The sequence below is a fragment of the Pseudomonas sp. TE6283 genome (assembly GCF_054060555.1).
Genome location: NZ_JBSSDH010000004.1, coordinates 137,911 through 155,859 on the forward strand (window position 1 = coordinate 137,911; position 17,949 = coordinate 155,859).

Annotated in this window: 15 protein-coding genes and 1 tRNA gene; 7 read left to right on the forward strand and 9 right to left on the reverse strand. The window is 66.1% G+C overall.

Annotated features, from left to right (window positions below; genetic code table 11):
* The first annotated feature begins 93 nt into the window (after positions 1-93).
* Positions 94-681, forward strand: coding sequence for a sigma-70 family RNA polymerase sigma factor (locus ACVWZ5_RS07935; RefSeq protein WP_062574513.1), 588 nt, complete (start codon positions 94-96; stop codon positions 679-681).
* Entirely contained in the window at positions 668-1,309 is a 642-nt protein-coding gene (locus ACVWZ5_RS07940) for a DUF1109 domain-containing protein (RefSeq protein ID WP_062574512.1), read from the forward strand. Before ACVWZ5_RS07935 ends, ACVWZ5_RS07940 begins: the two co-directional genes overlap by 14 nt.
* Positions 1,310-1,385: 76 nt before the next feature.
* Here ACVWZ5_RS07940 and ACVWZ5_RS07945 read toward each other — a convergent pair whose 3' ends face one another.
* The 5 genes from ACVWZ5_RS07945 to ACVWZ5_RS07965 form a co-directional block, all read right to left on the reverse strand.
* The gene (locus tag ACVWZ5_RS07945; RefSeq protein ID WP_457340527.1) at positions 1,386-2,558 is read right to left on the reverse strand and encodes an ATP-binding protein; all 1,173 of its coding nucleotides are present in this window, start codon (positions 2,556-2,558) and stop codon (positions 1,386-1,388) included.
* 6 nt (positions 2,559-2,564) lie between these two features.
* Positions 2,565-3,254, reverse strand: coding sequence for a response regulator transcription factor (locus ACVWZ5_RS07950; protein WP_186600317.1), 690 nt, complete (start codon positions 3,252-3,254; stop codon positions 2,565-2,567).
* Positions 3,251-3,745, reverse strand: coding sequence for a cysteine hydrolase family protein (locus ACVWZ5_RS07955; protein ID WP_062359445.1), 495 nt, complete (start codon positions 3,743-3,745; stop codon positions 3,251-3,253). The genes ACVWZ5_RS07950 and ACVWZ5_RS07955 overlap by 4 nt, the downstream gene beginning before the upstream one ends.
* Before the next feature lie 207 nt (positions 3,746-3,952).
* Positions 3,953-5,239, reverse strand: a complete 1,287-nt coding sequence (locus ACVWZ5_RS07960; protein ID WP_457340528.1) for a Zn-dependent hydrolase — start codon at positions 5,237-5,239, stop codon at positions 3,953-3,955.
* Positions 5,240-5,290: 51 nt separating this feature from the next.
* Positions 5,291-6,781, reverse strand: a complete 1,491-nt coding sequence (locus ACVWZ5_RS07965; protein ID WP_186600319.1) for an NCS1 family nucleobase:cation symporter-1 — start codon at positions 6,779-6,781, stop codon at positions 5,291-5,293.
* Positions 6,782-7,398: 617 nt separating this feature from the next.
* Here ACVWZ5_RS07965 and hydA point away from each other — a divergent pair.
* From hydA to preA, 3 genes are all read left to right on the forward strand, one after another.
* Entirely contained in the window at positions 7,399-8,838 is a 1,440-nt protein-coding gene (gene hydA / locus ACVWZ5_RS07970; RefSeq protein ID WP_457340529.1) for a dihydropyrimidinase, read from the forward strand.
* A 206-nt stretch (positions 8,839-9,044) separates the two neighbouring features.
* The gene (locus tag ACVWZ5_RS07975; RefSeq protein ID WP_457340530.1) at positions 9,045-10,412 is read left to right on the forward strand and encodes an NAD(P)-dependent oxidoreductase; all 1,368 of its coding nucleotides are present in this window, start codon (positions 9,045-9,047) and stop codon (positions 10,410-10,412) included.
* Positions 10,413-11,687 carry an NAD-dependent dihydropyrimidine dehydrogenase subunit PreA gene (preA, locus tag ACVWZ5_RS07980; RefSeq protein WP_457340531.1) on the forward strand — a complete coding sequence of 425 codons (1,275 nt, stop codon included), beginning with the start codon at positions 10,413-10,415 and terminating at the stop codon, positions 11,685-11,687.
* Between the two features lie 63 nt (positions 11,688-11,750).
* Here the strand turns inward: preA and ACVWZ5_RS07985 are convergent, their stop codons facing one another.
* The gene (locus tag ACVWZ5_RS07985) at positions 11,751-13,034 is read right to left on the reverse strand and encodes an NAD(P)/FAD-dependent oxidoreductase (protein ID WP_062574506.1); all 1,284 of its coding nucleotides are present in this window, start codon (positions 13,032-13,034) and stop codon (positions 11,751-11,753) included.
* Between the two features lie 201 nt (positions 13,035-13,235).
* On the opposite strand from ACVWZ5_RS07985, the gene ACVWZ5_RS07990 reads away from it, so the two are divergent.
* Positions 13,236-13,312 (forward strand) — tRNA-Val (locus tag ACVWZ5_RS07990).
* Positions 13,313-13,404: 92 nt separating this feature from the next.
* On the opposite strand, the gene fusA is transcribed toward ACVWZ5_RS07990, so the two are convergent.
* A complete protein-coding gene (gene fusA, locus ACVWZ5_RS07995) occupies positions 13,405-15,519 on the reverse strand; it encodes an elongation factor G (protein ID WP_028692548.1) in 2,115 nt (704 codons plus the stop codon).
* Between the two features lie 67 nt (positions 15,520-15,586).
* The gene (locus tag ACVWZ5_RS08000; protein ID WP_062574505.1) at positions 15,587-16,015 is read right to left on the reverse strand and encodes a hypothetical protein; all 429 of its coding nucleotides are present in this window, start codon (positions 16,013-16,015) and stop codon (positions 15,587-15,589) included.
* A 185-nt stretch (positions 16,016-16,200) separates the two neighbouring features.
* Here ACVWZ5_RS08000 and ACVWZ5_RS08005 point away from each other — a divergent pair, with 185 nt between their 5' ends.
* The gene (locus tag ACVWZ5_RS08005; RefSeq protein ID WP_062359438.1) at positions 16,201-16,503 is read left to right on the forward strand and encodes a hypothetical protein; all 303 of its coding nucleotides are present in this window, start codon (positions 16,201-16,203) and stop codon (positions 16,501-16,503) included.
* A gap of 3 nt (positions 16,504-16,506) precedes the next feature.
* Here ACVWZ5_RS08005 and ACVWZ5_RS08010 read toward each other — a convergent pair whose 3' ends face one another.
* Positions 16,507-17,757, reverse strand: coding sequence for a 2-aminoadipate transaminase (locus tag ACVWZ5_RS08010; protein WP_457340532.1), 1,251 nt, complete (start codon positions 17,755-17,757; stop codon positions 16,507-16,509).
* Positions 17,758-17,949 lie beyond the last annotated feature (192 nt).

Below are 17,949 nucleotides of genomic sequence, written 5' to 3' on the forward strand. Positions count from 1 at the left end.
TAAGGTAAGGAGGTGGCGTCGGTGCTTGCGCAGGGCGTTGCGGCGATGGTTGGATAAAAAAGAAACCCATTGACGGTGTAACCCTGGCTGCCGATGCAACGAACTAACCCACAGGATGTGCTCAGTGCACGCGAGTCACACTTGCAGGCCCTGCTGTTGCTTGGGCTGGCCGGTGACGCCGGGGCCTATCGCGAATTTCTCGGCGCGCTGGCGGTGCACCTGCGCGGTTTTTTGCGGCGGCGCCTGGCGCAGCGACCGGCCGAGGTCGAGGACCTGCTGCAGGAGGTGCTGCTGGCGGTACACAATGCCCGTCACACCTACCAGGCGCAGCAACCGCTGACCGCCTGGGTGCAGGCAATCGCCCGCTACAAGCTGGCCGACCACTGGCGCGGCCAGGCCCGGCGCGAGTCGCGTCACGAGCTGCTGGAGGATGACAGCGAGTTGTTCGCTTGTGGCGACGAAGAGCCGGCCGAGGCCCGCCGGGACTTGAACAAGCTGCTCGGACAGTTGCCCGACCGCCAGCGGCTGCCCATCGTCCACGTCAAGCTGGAAGGGCTGTCGGTGGAGGAAACCGCGCGTCTTACCGGGCTGTCCAGTTCGGCGGTGAAGGTGGGCATACACCGGGGGCTCAAGGCCCTGGGAAGGTTGATTCGAGGTAAAGATGACCATGAAGACCGATGAGCTGATCAGCCTTTTGGCAGCTGCCGCAGAGCCGGTGGATCGTCACGTGCTGGCGCGCCGCCTGCTGCTGGCGCTGCTGGCCGGCATGCTGGGCGCGTTGCTGATGACCGTTGCCATCTATGGCGTGCGCAGCGATCTGGCCGAGGTGGCGCGCACGCCGCTGTTCTGGGCCAAGCTGGCCTTGCCCACCAGCCTGGGGATACTGGCCCTGTGGCTGACCCAACGCCTGGCCAGGCCGGGGGTGCGCGGTGGCGCACTGTGGGGATGGCTCGGCTTGCCGCTGCTGTTGGTATGGCTGGGGGCAGCCGTCAGCCTGGCTGGCGCGCCGGTGGAGGCCCGCGCCGACCTGATCTTCGGCCGCACCTGGCGCACCTGCGCGTTGAACATCGCCCTGCTCTCGGCCCCCGTGTTCGCCGCCGTGTTCTGGGCCCTGCGCGGCCTGGCACCGACCCGGCTGCGCCAGGCCGGCGCAGCTGGCGGGCTGCTCGCCGGATCCACCGCGACCCTCGTGTACTGCCTGCACTGCCCGGAAATGGGAGTACCGTTCTGGGGGCTGTGGTACCTGCTGGGGATGTTGTTGCCGACCGTCGTCGGGGCGGTGGCAGGGCCTCGACTGCTGCGTTGGTGATCGGGTGCGTTTTTTGCGGTGCTGCGCAGCCCTTTCGCGGTGCAAGGCGGCTGCTACACGGCAACGTGTCAAGCCTTCAGGCTGTCGTGACCAGAGGTAATGTCACCTGCAGTGCCAGCCCCCCCTCGCTCCGGCGATGTGCGGTGATGCGGCCACCATGGGCCTCGCAGATCGCCTGGGCGATCGACAGGCCCAGGCCGCCGCCGCCGCTGACCCGCGCCCGCGACTGTTCGGCGCGCCAGAAGCGCACGAACATGTTGCCCAGGTCCTTCTGCTCGACCGCTTGCCCACGATCAAGGAATTCCAGCTGCACGCAGCCTTTGCCCTGGCGCACGGCGACGCTGAGCTCGCGGCCGTCGGAGGCATATTTAAGGGCATTCTCGATCAGGATGTTGATCAGCTGGCCGATCCGCGCCGGGTCGGCCTCGATCACCACGTCATCGGCAAGCGCCGTGTGCAACTGCATTCCGGCGGCCTCGAACTGCGGCGCGAACCAGGCCAGGCGCTCCTCGACCAGCCTGGCCGGGGAGAACAGGCTGATGTGCAGGGGCAGCTGCCCGGCATGGGCCAGGGACAGCAGGTGCAGGTCGCCCACCAGGGTGTTGAGGTTGTACAGCTGGTTCTGCACCAGGCGCAATTGCTCAGGGCACAGCGGGAACACCTCGTCGAGCATGCCCTGCACCCGACCCAGGGCGGCATTGAGCGGGGTGCGCAGTTCGTGGGCCAGGTTGGAGCTCGACTCGGCCACTTCGCTCTCGTACAGCGCCAGGCGTTCGACCAGCTTGTTGAAGTCGGTGCACAGGCGCTGCATTTCCTTGGGCTGGCGCGGGTGCTGGCTGACCCGCACGCTGAGGTCGCCCTCGGCCACCCGCCGTGCCCCTACGGCGATCTGGCGGAACTGCCGGGACAGCGGCCTGGACAGGTACAGGCCGACCATCAAGGTGAACGGAATGACCACGATGACGAAGCCGTAGAGCACCAGCCAGTCGATGCTGTTACCGGGGCCGGGAAGAAAGTCGTGGATGTCGTAGTACGTCTGCAGCAACTGCCACAGCCTGGACTCGTTGCGCGGCACATCGGCAAGGCCGGCCAGCAGCGCGGCGCGGTCCTCTGGTCGCATCGACTGCAGCACCAGGTAGTCGCTGATCCAGAAGTACAGGTACATGCACACGGTGATGGTGATCACCGCGCCGACGGCGAGCAGGGTCATTCTCAGGCCGACCCACAGCCACAGCGGACGTTTGCGCATGGGCGGTCAGCGGAACCGGTAGCCAACGGAGCGCACGGTCACCAGCACGCCGCTGATGCCCAGGGCTTCGAGCTTGCGCCGCAGGTTGTGCACGTGGGTGTCGATGATGCGCACCAGCGCATCGCTCTCGGGCATGCACAGCTCAAGCAGTTCCTCGCGGCTGAAGGCCTTGGTCGGTGTGCGCAGCAGCGCGGCGAGCAGAAGCAGTTCCGAACGGGTCAGGTCGAGCACCTGCTCCTCGCCATCGCAGGTCCGTACTCCGGCCACGAAGCGCTCGGCATCGACCCAGACGCCCTGGCACTCGAGGCGCTGGCGATTGCCTGCCGGCGCGCCGTAGCGGCGCAGCACCGCGTGTACCCGGGCCACCACCTCCTTGGGGTTGCAGGGCTTGACCACGTAGTCGTCGGCGCCGTAGCGCAGGGCGCCGATCTTGTCCGGCTCGTCGCCGATGGCGGTGACCATGATCACCGGGGTGTCGGCGCTGCGGCGGATCTCGGTCAGCAGCTCCGGGCCGGACATTTTTGGCAGCATCATGTCCAGCAGCACGATCGCCGGCGTGCGCTGACGGAACAGGGCAAGCCCGCGGGCGCCGTCCTCGGCGATGTCCACCTCGAAACCGTCGCGCTTCAGGTAGGCCTCCAGGATGCTTGCACCATCGGCGTCGTCCTCGACGATCAATACGCGCTTGGGGGTCATGGGTTGTCTCGCGGGGCGCGCAGCCCTGCCAGCACTTCGGCGGCGGTGGTGACGTGGCCGAAGTGGTGTTTCCACAGGTCGATGCCCAGCTGACCGGAACGGTCCAGCGAGGAGCCCATGGTCAGGTCGGTGACCAGTGTCGGCGTCAGGCCTGCATCGAACAGGGCGAAGCCGGCAGCCAGCACGCAGGTTTCGGTCTGCAGCCCGCACACGAGCACGCGTTCGACGCCCAGCTGCTTGATGTAGTCCAGTGTCTCGGCGGTCTGGCCATAGCCATGCTTGATGAACACCTTGTCCGCCTCGACCAGGGCCACATCCTCTGCGGCCGGGTGCCAGCCGAGCTGGCGCTGGAACGGGGTGGCCTGCTCGTCGTGCAGCTCGATCGAGGCGATGGTGGGAATGTGCGCCGACAGCACGCGGATGCCATCCACCAGTTTCTCGGAGGGGCTGAAGGTGGATTGCACATCGACGATGAGCAGGACTTGCTGCATGGCGGATTCCCGGGCGCGGTTCGAAAGCTGGCGAGTATACCGCCGCACGCGGGAATTTTGCGGCCAGTGGCCTGCTCCGGGCTCAGCCAGGGTTCTTGGAAGGTGCATGTGTAACACGCGCTTGCCCCGCCAACAGCGGTACCGCCTGTGCCATGCACCTCGTTGCCTGCGTCGCGGGCCAAGCCCGCGCGGTCCTTTTATCGCCTGCTAGGCCGCCAATCGTCCGCCGGCAATCGCCTCCGACGCCGCCAGCATCGCCCGCAGCAGCACCGCGCAACCGGCCGCGAGATCCCCAGGGGCGGCGTTCTCGATTTCGTTGTGGCTGATGCCGCCTTCGCAGGGCACGAAGATCATCCCGGCCGGGCCCAGCTCGGCGAGGAAGATCGCGTCGTGGCCTGCGCCGCTGACGATGTCCATGTGCGCCAGGCCCAGGTTGCGCGCCGAGTCGCGCACCGCCTCGACACAGCCCTTGTCGAAGTACAGGGCCGGGAAGTCGGCGGTGGGTACCAGCTCGTAGCTCAGCCCGTGTTTTGCAGTAGTGGCCTCGATCACCTGGCGCACTTCGGCGATCATCGCGTCCAGTTGCTCGCCTTCGAGATGACGGAAATCCAGGGTCATGCGCACTTCGCCGGGGATCACGTTGCGTGAGCCGGGATAGGCCTGCAGGCAGCCGACCGTGCCGCAGGCATGGGGCTGGTGGGCGAGGGCGGTGCGGTTGACCGCCTCGACCACGGCGGCGGCGCCGACCAGGGCGTCCTTGCGCAGGTGCATCGGTGTGGGACCTGCGTGGGCCTCGACGCCGCGCAGGGCCAGGTCGAACCACTTCTGGCCGAGGGCGCCGAGCACCACGCCGATGGTCTTGTGCTGGTCCTCGAGGATCGGGCCCTGTTCGATGTGCGCCTCGAAATAGGCGCCCACCGGGTGGCCGGTCGCGACGCGGCTGCCGGCGTAGCCGATGGCGTTCAGTGCCTCGCCGACGCTCACGCCCTGGGCGTCGCGCTTGGCCAAGGTCTCCTCGAGGGTGAACTTGTTGGCGAACACCCCCGAACCCATCATGCACGGGGCGAAGCGCGAGCCTTCCTCGTTGGTCCACACCACCACCTCCAGCGGCGCCTCGGTCTCCACGCCCAGGTCGTTGAGGGTGCGGATCACCTCCAGCCCGGCCATCACGCCAAAGCAGCCGTCGAACTTGCCGCCGGTGGGCTGGGTGTCGATATGGCTGCCGGTCATCACCGGCGGCAGCTTGGCGTTGCGCCCGGGGCGGCGGGCGAAGATGTTGCCGACCGCATCGATGCTCACCGTGCAGCCGGCCGCTTCGCACCACTGCACGAACAGGTCGCGGGCCTGGCGGTCGAGGTCGGTCAGCGCCAGGCGGCAGACGCCGCCCTTGGCCGTGGCGCCGAGGCGGGCGAGGTCCATCAGTGACTGCCACAGGCGGGCGCTGTCGATGTGCTGCTTGCTCGATTGCAGGACTTCCTTGGCGAGGGTGGTCATGGGTATCTCCTCAGGCTGTTGTTTTTGGCATCACGTGGGAGCTGCAGTGCATCAAGGCAACGGCTTGGCCAGCCGCGCCGGTCCGCGCACCGCGAGGCCGCCGAGGGCGTAGTAGAGCCCGCCGCCGAGCAGCGAGCCGGTGAACCAGCCATAGTCGTAGAACCAGCTGAAACTGCTGTTGCCGATGGCCATCACGGTCAGCGCCACCGGCACGCCGAAGGCGACGAACCCGGCCCAGTTCCAGGCCGGGTACACGTCGTCGCGGTACAGCCCGGCCAGGTCCAGGTGCTGACGGCGGACCAGGAAATAGTCCACCACCATGATCCCGGCGATCGGACCGAGCAGGCTGGAGTAGCCCAGCAGCCAGTTGGAGTACACGCTCTCCAGGCTCAGGTCGGAGACGATCCAGCCGAGCTTCTTGAGCAGCTCGTGACCCATCAGCGCCAGGCCGATGAAGCCGGTCAGCCAGACCGCGCGGTTGCGCCCGATCAGCCGCGGGGCAATGTTCTGGAAGTCGTTGGTGGGCGAGACGATGTTGGCCGCGGTGTTGGTCGACAGCGTGGCGATGATGATCAGCGCCATGGCCAGGGCCACCCAGCCGGGGCTCTGGATATGGCCGATCAGGCTCACCGGGTCGGACACCGTCTGGCCCACCAGCGAGGCGGAAGCGGCGGTCATGATCACGCCCAGCGAAGCGAACAGGAACATGGTCAGCGGCAGGCCGAAGATCTGCCCGAGGATCTGGTCCTTCTGGCTCTTCGCGTAACGGCTGAAATCGGGGATGTTCAGCGACAGCGTGGCCCAGAAGCCGACCATCGCGGTAAGCCCGGCGCAGAAGTAGCCGACCACGCTGGCGCCCTCGGGGCGCTTGGGCGGCTGCGCCAGCAGTTCGCTCATCGACATGTGCGGCAGTGCCCAGAACAGCAGGCCGACACCCACCGCCACCAGCAGCGGCGCCGATAGCGTCTCCAGCCACTTGATCGACTCGGCGCCGCGCAGCACCACCCACAGGTTCAGCGACCAGAACAGCATGAAGCCGATCACCTCGCCGGTGCCGCCCAGCGCCTTCCACTCGGGGAACAGCGAGCCGAGGAACAGGTGGATGGCCAGCCCGCCGAACATCGTCTGGATGCCGAACCAGCCGCAGGCCACCACGGCACGAATCAGGCACGGCACGTTGGAGCCGAAGATGCCGAACGAGGCGCGCAGCAGCACCGGGAAGGGGATGCCGTACTTGGTGCCGGGGAAGGCGTTGAGGGTCAGCGGAATCAGCACGATGAGGTTGGCCAGCAGGATCGCCAGCAGCGCCTCGCCCACGCTCAGGCCGAAGTAGGCGGTGAGCACGCCGCCGAGGGTGTAGGTGGGCACGCAGATGGACATGCCCACCCACAGCGCGGTGATGTGCCATTTGTTCCAGGTGCGCTGGTGCACCTTGGTCGGGGCGATGTCGTGGTTGTAGCGGGGGCTGTCGAGGACGTCGCTGCCGGCGTCGAGCTCGAACAGGCCATGCTGCTCGACCACTTGCGATCTGCTCTGTTGCATGGGGTTCTCCAGGTCTTTTTTCTTGTAGTTGTCGCTCATCGGGCTGCCGCGATGGCCGGAGTACACACACCAGCAGTACTGCTCCTCCGGTCCGGCCAGGCGGTTGTGGCCTGCGTTTTCAACAAACGTGCCGGGAAAGCCCGCGCCTTCCCGGCGGCCGCCGCCAACCGGAGGTAACTCACTGTCTTGCAAGGGCATTCTTCAGCGCGACGACGAGGGTGGGGTGGGCACCCTGGTGCGCCGTCTGTCTGGCCGGTCCGTCACCCGCGTGGTTCAAACGGGTGCAACCTGGAAAACCACTGGCGCGGCCTGCGCCTTCCAGCCAGGAAACAAACAGCTGATTTTGCGTAGAAAATCTTGACCAATTTGGCTTCCTGTCAAGTGCGTCAAAATGGTGAAGGGGTGTCACATTTTGGTGAAGTATTAATGTTTTTATTAAAAATCAAACAGTTACAAAATTTAATATTTGCATATATTTTTTCTTGATGAATATCCGATCAGATACTAGCCTCGATTCTTGTCAGGCCTGACAGGATTGAACGCGTCACCTCCAGCGCCCGGCCCGAAACTATTCCAAGAACCGGCCAGAAGACCGGTCAGCCTGCGAGGAAAACGGCATGTCCCTGTTGATCCGTGGCGCCACCGTGGTTACCCATGAAGAGAGCTACCGTGCAGATGTCCTGTGTGTCGATGGTCTGATCCGCGCCATCGCCAGCCACCTCGAAACCCCCACCGATTGCGAAGTCCTCGACGGCTCAGGCCAGTACCTGATGCCCGGCGGCATCGACCCGCACACCCACATGCAACTGCCGTTCATGGGCACGGTGGCCAGCGAGGACTTTTTCAGTGGCACCGCCGCGGGCCTGGCCGGGGGCACTACCTCGATCATCGACTTCGTTATCCCCAATCCGCAGCAATCGCTGCTCGAGGCCTTCCATACCTGGCGTGGCTGGGCGCAGAAGAGCGCCAGTGACTATGGCTTCCATGTCGCCATCACCTGGTGGAGCGAGCAGGTCGCCGAGGAGATGGGCGAGCTGGTGGCCAAGCATGGGGTGAACAGCTTCAAGCACTTCATGGCCTACAAGAACGCGATCATGGCCGCCGACGACACCCTGGTGGCCAGCTTCGAACGCTGCCTGCAACTGGGCGCGGTGCCGACGGTGCACGCCGAGAACGGCGAGTTGGTCTATCACCTGCAGAAGAAGCTGCTGGCCCAGGGCCTGACCGGGCCCGAGGCGCATCCGCTGTCGCGCCCGTCGCAGGTCGAGGGCGAGGCCGCCAGCCGCGCCATCCGCATCGCCGAGACCCTTGGCACGCCGCTTTACCTGGTGCATGTCTCCAGCCGCGAGGCGCTGGATGAGATCACCTATGCCCGGGCCAAGGGCCAGCCGGTGTACGGCGAGGTGCTGCCGGGCCACCTGTTGCTGGACGACAGCGTCTACCGCGACCCCGACTGGGCCGCCGCCGCCGGCTACGTGATGAGCCCGCCGTTCCGGCCGCGCGAGCATCAGGAGGCGCTGTGGCGCGGCCTGCAGTCGGGCAACCTGCACACCACCGCCACCGACCACTGCTGCTTCTGCGCCGAGCAGAAGGCCATGGGCCGCGACGACTTCAGCCGCATCCCCAACGGCACCGCCGGCATCGAGGACCGCATGGCGGTGCTGTGGGATGCCGGGGTGAACAGCGGGCGCCTGTCGATCCACGAGTTCGTCGCGCTCACCTCCACCAACACCGCGAAGATCTTCAACCTGTTCCCGCGCAAAGGCGCCATCCGCGTCGGCGCCGACGCCGACCTGGTGCTGTGGGATCCGCAGGGCACGCGCACGATCAGCGCCCAGACCCATCACCAGCGGGTCGACTTCAACATCTTCGAAGGCCGCACCGTGCGCGGTATCCCCAGCCATACCATCAGCCAGGGCAAGGTGCTCTGGGCCGATGGCGACCTGCGCGCCGAGCCGGGCGCGGGGCGCTATGTGGAGCGGCCGGCGTACCCATCGGTGTACGAGGTGCTGGAGCGGCGTGCCGAGCATCAGCGGCCGACACCGGTTCAGCGCTGAGGCCATTGGGGCCGCTTCGCAGCCCATCGCGACGCAAGGCCGCTCCCACAGGGATCGGTGCTTGGGCTGTGGGAGCGGCCTTGTGTCGCGAATGGGGCGCAAGCGCCCCTGATAACAACACCCATGCTCCTGTTGACTGCCATCCCCCAGAACGGACAGGCGAGTGACCGCCGCCTGAGCCCATAAAAAAGCGAGAGGCTACAACCGTGATCGACGCCCTGAACCACTTGCCGCGCCCCCGGGCCGGCGCCGACCAGTTGGCCGAGGCCTTCAGCGACCTCGCGCGCCCACTCACCGCCCGCCAGGCCGCCGTCGAGAGCGCGCGCTGCCTGTACTGCTACGACGCGCCCTGCGTCAATGCGTGCCCCAGCGAGATCGACATCCCCTCGTTCATCCACCGCATCAGCGACGAGAACCTGCAGGGCGCCGCCGAACGCATTCTTTCGGCCAACATCCTCGGCGGCAGCTGCGCCCGGGTGTGCCCCACCGAGATCCTCTGCCAGCAGGCCTGCGTGCGCAACAACGCCCAGGAATGCGCGCCGGTGCTGATCGGCCAGCTGCAGCGCTACGCCCTTGACCACGCCGGCTTCACCGAACATCCGTTCCAGCGCTCGCCGGCCAGCGGCAAGCGCATCGCCGTGGTCGGCGCCGGCCCCGCCGGGCTGTCCTGCGCGCACCGCCTGGCCATGCACGGCCACGACGTGGTGATCTTCGAGGCGCGGGAGAAAGCCGGTGGCCTCAATGAGTACGGCATCGCCCGCTACAAGCTGGTGGACGACTACGCCCAGCGCGAGGTTGAGTTCCTGCTGGGCATCGGCGGTATCGAGATCCGCCATGGCCAGCGCCTGGGCGCCAACCTGTCGCTGGGCGAGCTGCATGCCCAGCACGACGCGGTGTTCCTCGGCCTGGGGCTGGATGCCGTGCGCCAGCTGGGCCTGGCGGACGAGGACGCCCCGGGCCTGCTCGCCGCCACCACGTACATCCGCGAGCTGCGCCAGGCCGACGACCTCACCCAGCTGCCGCTGGCCGACCGCTGCCTGGTGCTAGGCGCCGGCAACACCGCCATCGACATGGCCGTGCAGATGAGCTGCCTGGGGGCCCGCGACGTCAACCTGGTTTACCGCCGTGGCGTGTCCGACATGGGCGCCACCGCTCATGAACAGGAGATCGCCAAGCACAACCAGGTGCGTCTGCACACGTGGGCCAGGCCCGAGGCCGTGCTGCTGGATGATGCCGGGCAAGTTCGCGGCATGCGATTCGCGCGCACCCAACTGATCGACGGACGCCTGGGCGATACCGGCGAGACCTTCGAGTTGGCCGCCGACGCGATCTTCAAGGCCATCGGCCAAGGCTTCGATGACGCAAGCCTGGCCGACCCGCTGGCGGCGCAACTGGCCCGCGACGGTGAGCGCATCCAGGTGGACGCGCACATGCAGACCTCCATCCCCGGTATCTATGCCGGCGGCGACTGCACCGCGCTGGGCCAGGACCTCACCGTCCAGGCCGTGCAACATGGCAAGCTGGCCGCCGAAGCCATCCATGCCCAACTCATGCTCAACGTGGAGGCTGCGTAAATGGCCGACCTGTCCATCGAATTCGCCGGCATCAAGGCGCCCAATCCGTTCTGGCTGGCCTCCGCGCCACCCACCGACAAGGCCTACAACGTGGTCCGCGCCTTCGAGGCCGGGTGGGGCGGGGTGGTGTGGAAGACCCTGGGCGAGGACCCGGCGGCGGTCAACGTGTCGTCGCGCTACTCGGCGCACTTCGGCGCCAACCGCCAGGTGCAGGGCATCAACAACATCGAGCTGATCACCGACCGCTCGCTGGAGATCAACCTGCGCGAGATCACCCAGGTGAAGAAGGACTGGCCCGACCGCGCGCTGATCGTGTCGCTGATGGTGCCGTGCGTGGAAGCGTCCTGGAAGTTCATCCTGCCCCTGGTGGAAGCCACCGGCGCCGACGGCATCGAGCTCAACTTCGGCTGCCCCCACGGCATGCCCGAGCGCGGCATGGGCGCGGCCGTCGGCCAGGTGCCGGAGTACGTGGAAATGGTCACCCGCTGGTGCAAGACCCACTGCGCGCTGCCGGTGATCGTCAAGCTCACCCCCAACATCACCGATATTCGTCAGTCGGCACGCGCCGCGCACCGGGGCGGGGCGGACGCGGTGTCGCTGATCAACACGATCAACTCGATCACCAGCGTCGACCTCGACCGCATGGTCGCCCACCCCATCGTCGGCGACCAGAGCACCCATGGCGGCTATTGCGGTTCGGCGGTCAAGCCGATCGCCCTGAACATGGTCGCCGAAATTGCCCGCGACCCCGAGACCCACGGCCTGCCGATCTGCGGTATCGGCGGTATCGGCACCTGGCGCGATGCCGCCGAGTTCATCGCCCTGGGCAGTGGCGCGGTGCAGGTGTGCACGGCGGCGATGCTGCACGGCTTTCGCATCGTCGACGACATGAAGGACGGCCTGGCGCGCTGGATGGACCAGCACGGCCATCGCAGCCTCGAGGCGTTTCGCGGCCAGGCCGTGGGGCACACCACCGACTGGAAGTACCTGGACATCAACTACAAGTCGGTGGCCCGCATCGACCAGGACGCCTGCATCGGCTGTGGGCGCTGCCACATTGCCTGCGAGGACACTTCGCACCAGGCCATCGCCAGCACCCCGAAGGCCGACGGCACCCACGCCTACAGCGTGATCGAGGCCGAGTGCGTCGGCTGCAACCTGTGCCAGATCACCTGCCCGGTGGAGGGCTGCATCGACATGCAGGCGCAGGAGACCGGCAAGCCGTACATGAACTGGACCCAGGATCCGCGCAATCCCTACCGTGAAGCGGGTTGAGAGCATGCCGTGTAGAAACGAAAAAGCCCGCTCAGGGGAGCGGGCTTTCCGGATGGCGCTGGATCAGAAGCCCAGGCGGTCGCGCAGGCTGTAGTACCAGGCGCCGATGGCGCTGAACGGCACACGCAGCATCTGGCCACCCGGGAACGGGTAGTGCGGCAGGCCGGCGAAGGCGTCGAAGCGCTCGGCCTGGCCGCGCAGGGCCTCGGCCAGCACCTTGCCCGCCAGGTGGGTGTAGGTCACGCCGTGACCCGAACAGCCCTGGGAGTAGTAGATGTTGTCGCCGATACGGCCGACCTGCGGCAGGCGCGACAGGGTCAGCAGGAAGTTGCCGGTCCAGGCGTAGTCGATCTTGACGTCTTTGAGCTGCGGGAAGGCCTTGAGCATCTTCGGACGGATGATCGCCTCGATGTTCGCCGGGTCGCGCGCGCCGTACACCACGCCGCCGCCGAAGATCAGGCGCTTGTCGCTGGTCAAACGGTAGTAGTCGAGCAGGTAGTTGCAGTCCTCGACGCAGTAGTCCTGCGGCAGCAGGGTGCGCGCCAGTTCGTCGCCCAGCGGCTCGGTGGTGATGACCTGGGTGCCGCACGGCATCGACTTGGCCGCCAGTTCCGGCACCAGGTTGCCCAGGTAGGCGTTGCCGGCGACGATGATGAACTTGGCGCGGACCTTGCCCTGCGGGGTGTGCACGACGGGGTTGGCGCCACGCTCGATGCGCACGGCCGGGGTCTGCTCGTAGATGATGCCGCCCAGCGACTCGACCGCGGCAGCTTCGCCCAGGGCCAGGTTCAGCGGATGGATATGGCCGCCGCTCATGTCGAGCATGCCGCCCACATAGTTGTCGCAGGCCACCACTTCACGGATGCGCTTCTGGTCCATCAGCTCCAGCTGGGTGTGGCCGAAGCGTTCCCACAGGCGCTTCTGCGATTCCAGGTGGCCCATCTGCTTGCTGGTCAGCGCGGCGAATACGCCGCCGTCCTTCAGGTCGCACTGGATGTTGTACTTGGCCACGCGTTCACGGATGATGCGCCCGCCCTCGAAGGCCATCTGGCCCAGCAGTTGTGCCTGCTTGGGGCCGACGGTACGTTCGATGACGTCGATGTCGCGGCTGTAGCTGTTGACGATCTGGCCGCCGTTGCGGCCCGAAGCGCCGAAGCCGACCTTGGCGGCCTCGACGATGCTCACCTTGAAGCCGTTCTCCAGCAGGAACAGGGCGCTGGACAGGCCGGTGTAGCCGGCACCGATGATGCACACATCGGTTTCCACCTCACCCTGCAGCGCCGGACGTGGCGGCACCGGGTTGGCCGAGGCGGCGTAGTAGGACTGGGGGTAGGGGGTGTTGGCCATGCTCGAGGAACCTCGTGTTTTATATTTTTAACGAATGTACCGATGCTATCAATAATAATAAACACCCGCTAGTCGTCCGGTGAAAATCCTTTACCTGACGCTGAACCCTGGCCTTCTATAAATATTTTAAGATTCAGTAGCTTAGCGTGAAAAAAACGGTTGACAGGGCATTTGGATCGCGTAGAATGCGCCCCACACGACAGGCACATAGCTCAGTTGGTTAGAGCACCACCTTGACATGGTGGGGGTCGTTGGTTCGAGTCCAATTGTGCCTACCAAATCAAAAAAGGGGCGATCCGCAAGGATCGCCCCTTTTTTCGTTAGGCTCCACCGCGAAGCTTCAGGCGGCCCGATCTCGCGCAAGAGCCGCTCAGGCTTCCCCGCGATTCTTCTTCACGATGGCATCGGCAATGCTCGCCGGCGCCTCGGCATAGCGGGTGAACTCCATCGAGAAACTGGCCCGCCCCTGGGTCATCGAGCGCATCGAGGTGGCGTAGCCGAACATCTCGCCCAGCGGTACCTCGGCACGGATCACCTTGCCGGCCGGGGTCTCGTCGCCATCCTGGATCATTCCCCGGCGCCGGCTCAGGTCGCCGAGGATGTCGCCCTGGTACTCCTCGGGGGTCACCACCTCGACCTTCATCACCGGCTCCAGCAGCACCGCGCCGCCTTTCTGCGACAACTGCTTGGTGGCCATGGACGCGGCGATCTTGTAGGCCATCTCGTTGGAGTCGACGTCGTGGTACGAGCCGTCATACACCGCCGCCTTGAGGTTGATCAGCGGATAGCCGGCAAGTACGCCGTTCTTCATCTGCTCCTCGATGCCTTTCTGGATCGCCGGGATGTACTCGCGTGGCACCACGCCGCCGACGACTTCGTTGATGAACTCCAGGCCTTCCTTGCCTTCGTCGCCCGGGGCGAAGCGGATCCAGCAATGCCCATACTGGCCACGCCCGCCGGACTGGCGGACGAAGCGGCCTTCGATCTCGCAGGTGTTGCGGATCTTCTCGCGATAGGCCACCTGCGGCTTGCCGATGTTGGCCTCGACGTTGAACTCGCGGCGCATGCGGTCGACGATGATGTCCAGGTGCAGCTCGCCCATGCCGGAGATGATGGTCTGGCCGGTCTCCTCGTCGGTCTTGACCCGGAATGACGGGTCTTCCTGGGCCAGCTTGCCCAGGGCAATGCCCATCTTCTCCTGGTCGCCCTTGGTCTTGGGCTCCACCGCCACCGAGATCACCGGGTCGGGGAAGTCCATGCGCTCGAGGATGATCGGCTTGTCCATGTCGCACAGGGTGTCGCCGGTGGTGACGTCCTTCATGCCGATCAGCGCGGCGATGTCGCCGGCGCACACGTCCTTGATCTCGGCGCGCTGGTTGGCGTGCATCTGCACCATGCGGCCGATGCGTTCCTTCTTGCCCTTGACCGAGTTGAGCACGGCGTTGCCGGAGCTGAGCACGCCGGAATACACCCGGGCGAAGGTCAGGGTGCCGACGAACGGGTCGGTGGCGATCTTGAAGGCCAGGGCCGAGAACGGCTCGTTGTCGTCGGCGTGGCGCTCCAGGTGTTTTTCCTCGTCGTCCGGGTCGGTGCCCTTGATCGCCGGGATCTCGCTGGGGGCGGGCAGGTAGTCGATCACGGCGTCGAGCATCAGCGGCACGCCCTTGTTCTTGAACGATGAGCCGAGGATGGTCGGCACGATCTCGTTGGCGATGGTGCGCTGGCGCAGGGCGGCCTTGATTTCCTCGGTGGTGAATTCTTCGCCTTCGAGGAATTTCAGGGTCAGCTCTTCGTTGGCATCGGCCGCAGCCTCGATCATATGGGCACGCCATTCGTCGGCCAGATCCTGCAGTTCGGCGGGAATGGCTTCTTCGCGGTAGCTGGTACCCTGGTCGGCGTCGTTCCAGTAGATGGCCTTCATCTTCACCAGGTCGATCTGGCCGATGAAGTTTTCCTCGCTGCCGATGGCCAGCTGGATCGGCACCGGATGGTGGCCCAGGCGCTGGTCGATCTGCTTCACCACCCGCAGAAAATCCGCGCCCTGGCGGTCCATCTTGTTGATGTAGGCCAGGCGCGGCACATGGTACTTGTTGGCCTGGCGCCATACGGTCTCGGACTGCGGCTCGACGCCGTCGGCGCCGCTGAACACCACCACCGCGCCATCGAGCACGCGCAGCGAGCGCTCGACCTCGATGGTGAAGTCGACGTGGCCGGGGGTGTCGATGATGTTGAAGCGGTACTTGTGCTCGAACTGCTTGGTCGAGCCTTGCCAGAAGGCCGTGGTGGCCGCCGAGGTGATGGTGATGCCGCGCTCCTGCTCCTGGGCCATCCAGTCCATGGTCGCGGCGCCGTCGTGCACCTCGCCCATCTTGTGGTTGACCCCGGTGTAGAACAGGATCCGCTCGGTGGTGGTGGTCTTGCCGGCATCCACGTGGGCAACGATACCGATGTTGCGGTACAGCTCGATGGGGGTCGTGCGGGCCATGGTCGGTCACCTGTGGGTGAGGATTCTCCCAAGGTAGCAGAGCGGGAGAATCCTGCCGGGGCGACCGTCAGTCGGCGAGCACCTGCAACTGCCACTGGCCTTCGCTTTCGCGGGCCAGGCCGCTGGCCGGCAGCAGGGCCAGCAGGCGTTCGTGCAGGGCGGCTTCGGTGAATGACTTGAGGGTGGTCATGTCTAGCACGCCGACGGTGATCAGCTCGGCCTTGGTGTACGACAACCAGGCTTTTTTCAGCACCATCAGCACGTCGCTGCCGGCGGTGCTGGCGAAGCGCCGGTGCAGGGTGCGGCCTTCCAGCTCGAAGCTGTGACGGTGTTCGTAGCCGTTCTCGTCGCCGTTGCCCTCGACGCAGCGGTGGCAGCGGCAGGCGCCGTCGCCGAAAGCGTTGCGCAGGTAGGCGTTGAAGTCCACGACGGGCTTGAGGGTCAGGCGTTTGTCGACCTCGAACAGGTCGGCGATCAGGGGTTGTTCGGCGCTCACTCGGTATCCTCGCGTGGTATGGCGTGCATCGGCGGGCACCCTAACAGATCGGGGCAGGGGAGGCCATGCTCGATGGCGAGCGCGGGAGCGGGCTTGCCCCGCGATGAGGTCGGTAGAGACAACCGGGAACGCCTGCCGTACTCTACGCGCCCATACGCCTAATACACCTGTTGAGGTAACCCCGCTTGAGTACCAAGTACCCGTACACCGCCACCGTGACCATCAGCGCCGAAGACCGTGGGGGCGATACCGAGGCCTCGGAGAACACCAACATGCGCGTGGGCCTTGAGGCGGTGACCGAGGTGCTGAAGAAAGTGCATTTCGTCGGTACGCTCGGGGCGCCGGAAAAAGGCGCCACGCACATCTGCGTCACCTTGGAGAACGGCCTGAGCTACTACGGCCCGATCGTCAACGGCCACGCCGAGCTCGAAGGCGGCTGGATCGCCTTCGAATGCGACATGCCCACCCCCGAAGAGCTGGGCCTGTAACCCTCAGCCCAGCTCCATGAGGCACTGCTCGAGGATATCCAACCCTTCCTCGAGCACCTCGGGCTCGATGGTCAGCGGTGCCAACAAGCGGATGATATGCCGCGCCTTGCCGCTGGGCATCAGCAACAGGCCTTTGCCACGCGCCGCCTCGAGCACCTTGGCCAGTTGCGTCGGCGCCGGGCTGCCGTCCGGGTTGACCAACTCCAGCCCGCGCATGGCTCCTGTACCGGTCAGGCGACCGAGCGCGGCGCACCTTCCCGACGCTTTCCAGCGCGCGTGACGCGCCACGATGGCCTGTTCCTGCCGTTCGCCCCAGGTGGCGATATTGGCGTCGGTCATCTGCGCCAGGCTCGCCAGCGCCGCCGCGCAGGCGATCGGGTTGCCCGAGTAGGTGCCGCCCAGCCCGCCCTTGGGCAGCGCGCCCATGATCGCCTGTCGCCCGACCACCGCCCCCAGCGGCATGCCGCCGGCGATGCTCTTGGCCAGCAGCAGAAGGTCCGGTTCGATACCCAGCCGGGGGAAGGCGAAGCGCTGGCCGGTGCGACCGAAGCCGGATTGGATCTCGTCGATGATGATCAGGATCCCGTGCTCGTCGCAGAAGCTGCGCAGGGCCTGGGCGAAGGCGGGGTCGAGGGCGAGGAAGCCGCCTTCGCCCTGCACCGGCTCGAAGATGAACGCGGCCACGTCCTCCACCGCCAGCTCCACGCTGAACAGGCGCTCCATGGCCTTGAGCGCCTGCTCGCAGCTCACCCCGGTGTCCGGACTGGGGTAGGGCAGGTGATAGACCGGGCCGGGCAGTTCGCCCACGCGCTGCTTGTACGGGGCGACCTTGCCGTTGAGGTTGAGGGTGGCCAGGGTACGGCCGTGGAAACCGCCGTCGAAGGCGACGATGGCCCGTTTGCCGGTGGCGCCGCGTGCGACCTTGAGTGCGTTCTCCGCCGCTTCCGCGCCGCTGTTGGTCAGCATGCCCGCCAGCGGATAGCTGACCGGGACGAACTGGCACAGGCGCTCCATCAGTTCCAGGTACGGACCGTGGGGTGCGGCGTTGAAGGCATAGTGGGTCAGGCGCGCGGCCTGCTGCTGGATGGCCTCGACCACTGCCGGATTACAGTGGCCCAGGTTGAGCACGCCGATGCCGCCGACGAAGTCGATGTAGCGCTTGCCGGCGGTGTCCCAGACTTCGGCGTTGCGTCCATGGGAAAGGGTGATCGGGTGAACGATGGCGATGGACTGGCTGATATTTTTCTGATTCATCTGCACGCGGCCTGTTGTTCGAGTCAGGTCGTATCCAAGCGTGGCGGGGATGTATCCCGCAAACGAATAATTCGATTGCCGTCATTCGTTTTCTTCCTGACCTTGATGTCCGTCCTGCGGGCCACGTTGATTGGCGTGGGGCGGGCAGGGCGCTACCATCGGCAGTCGGCCTCCTTCCCAATTCCAACAAGC

Excerpts from the sequence above, each read along its gene's own strand:
- ACVWZ5_RS07935 (WP_062574513.1), top strand. The coding sequence starts at position 94 with ATGCAACGAACTAACCCACAGGATGTGCTCAGTGCACGCGAGTCACAC.
- ACVWZ5_RS07940 (WP_062574512.1), top strand. The coding sequence starts at position 668 with ATGAAGACCGATGAGCTGATCAGCCTTTTGGCAGCTGCCGCAGAGCCG.
- ACVWZ5_RS07945 (WP_457340527.1), bottom strand. The coding sequence starts at position 2,558 with ATGCGCAAACGTCCGCTGTGGCTGTGGGTCGGCCTGAGAATGACCCTG.
- ACVWZ5_RS07950 (WP_186600317.1), bottom strand. The coding sequence starts at position 3,254 with ATGACCCCCAAGCGCGTATTGATCGTCGAGGACGACGCCGATGGTGCA.
- ACVWZ5_RS07955 (WP_062359445.1), bottom strand. The coding sequence starts at position 3,745 with ATGCAGCAAGTCCTGCTCATCGTCGATGTGCAATCCACCTTCAGCCCC.
- ACVWZ5_RS07960 (WP_457340528.1), bottom strand. The coding sequence starts at position 5,239 with ATGACCACCCTCGCCAAGGAAGTCCTGCAATCGAGCAAGCAGCACATC.
- ACVWZ5_RS07965 (WP_186600319.1), bottom strand. The coding sequence starts at position 6,781 with ATGCAACAGAGCAGATCGCAAGTGGTCGAGCAGCATGGCCTGTTCGAG.
- hydA (WP_457340529.1), top strand. The coding sequence starts at position 7,399 with ATGTCCCTGTTGATCCGTGGCGCCACCGTGGTTACCCATGAAGAGAGC.
- preA (WP_457340531.1), top strand. The coding sequence starts at position 10,413 with ATGGCCGACCTGTCCATCGAATTCGCCGGCATCAAGGCGCCCAATCCG.
- ACVWZ5_RS07985 (WP_062574506.1), bottom strand. The coding sequence starts at position 13,034 with ATGGCCAACACCCCCTACCCCCAGTCCTACTACGCCGCCTCGGCCAAC.
- fusA (WP_028692548.1), bottom strand. The coding sequence starts at position 15,519 with ATGGCCCGCACGACCCCCATCGAGCTGTACCGCAACATCGGTATCGTT.
- ACVWZ5_RS08010 (WP_457340532.1), bottom strand. The coding sequence starts at position 17,757 with ATGAATCAGAAAAATATCAGCCAGTCCATCGCCATCGTTCACCCGATC.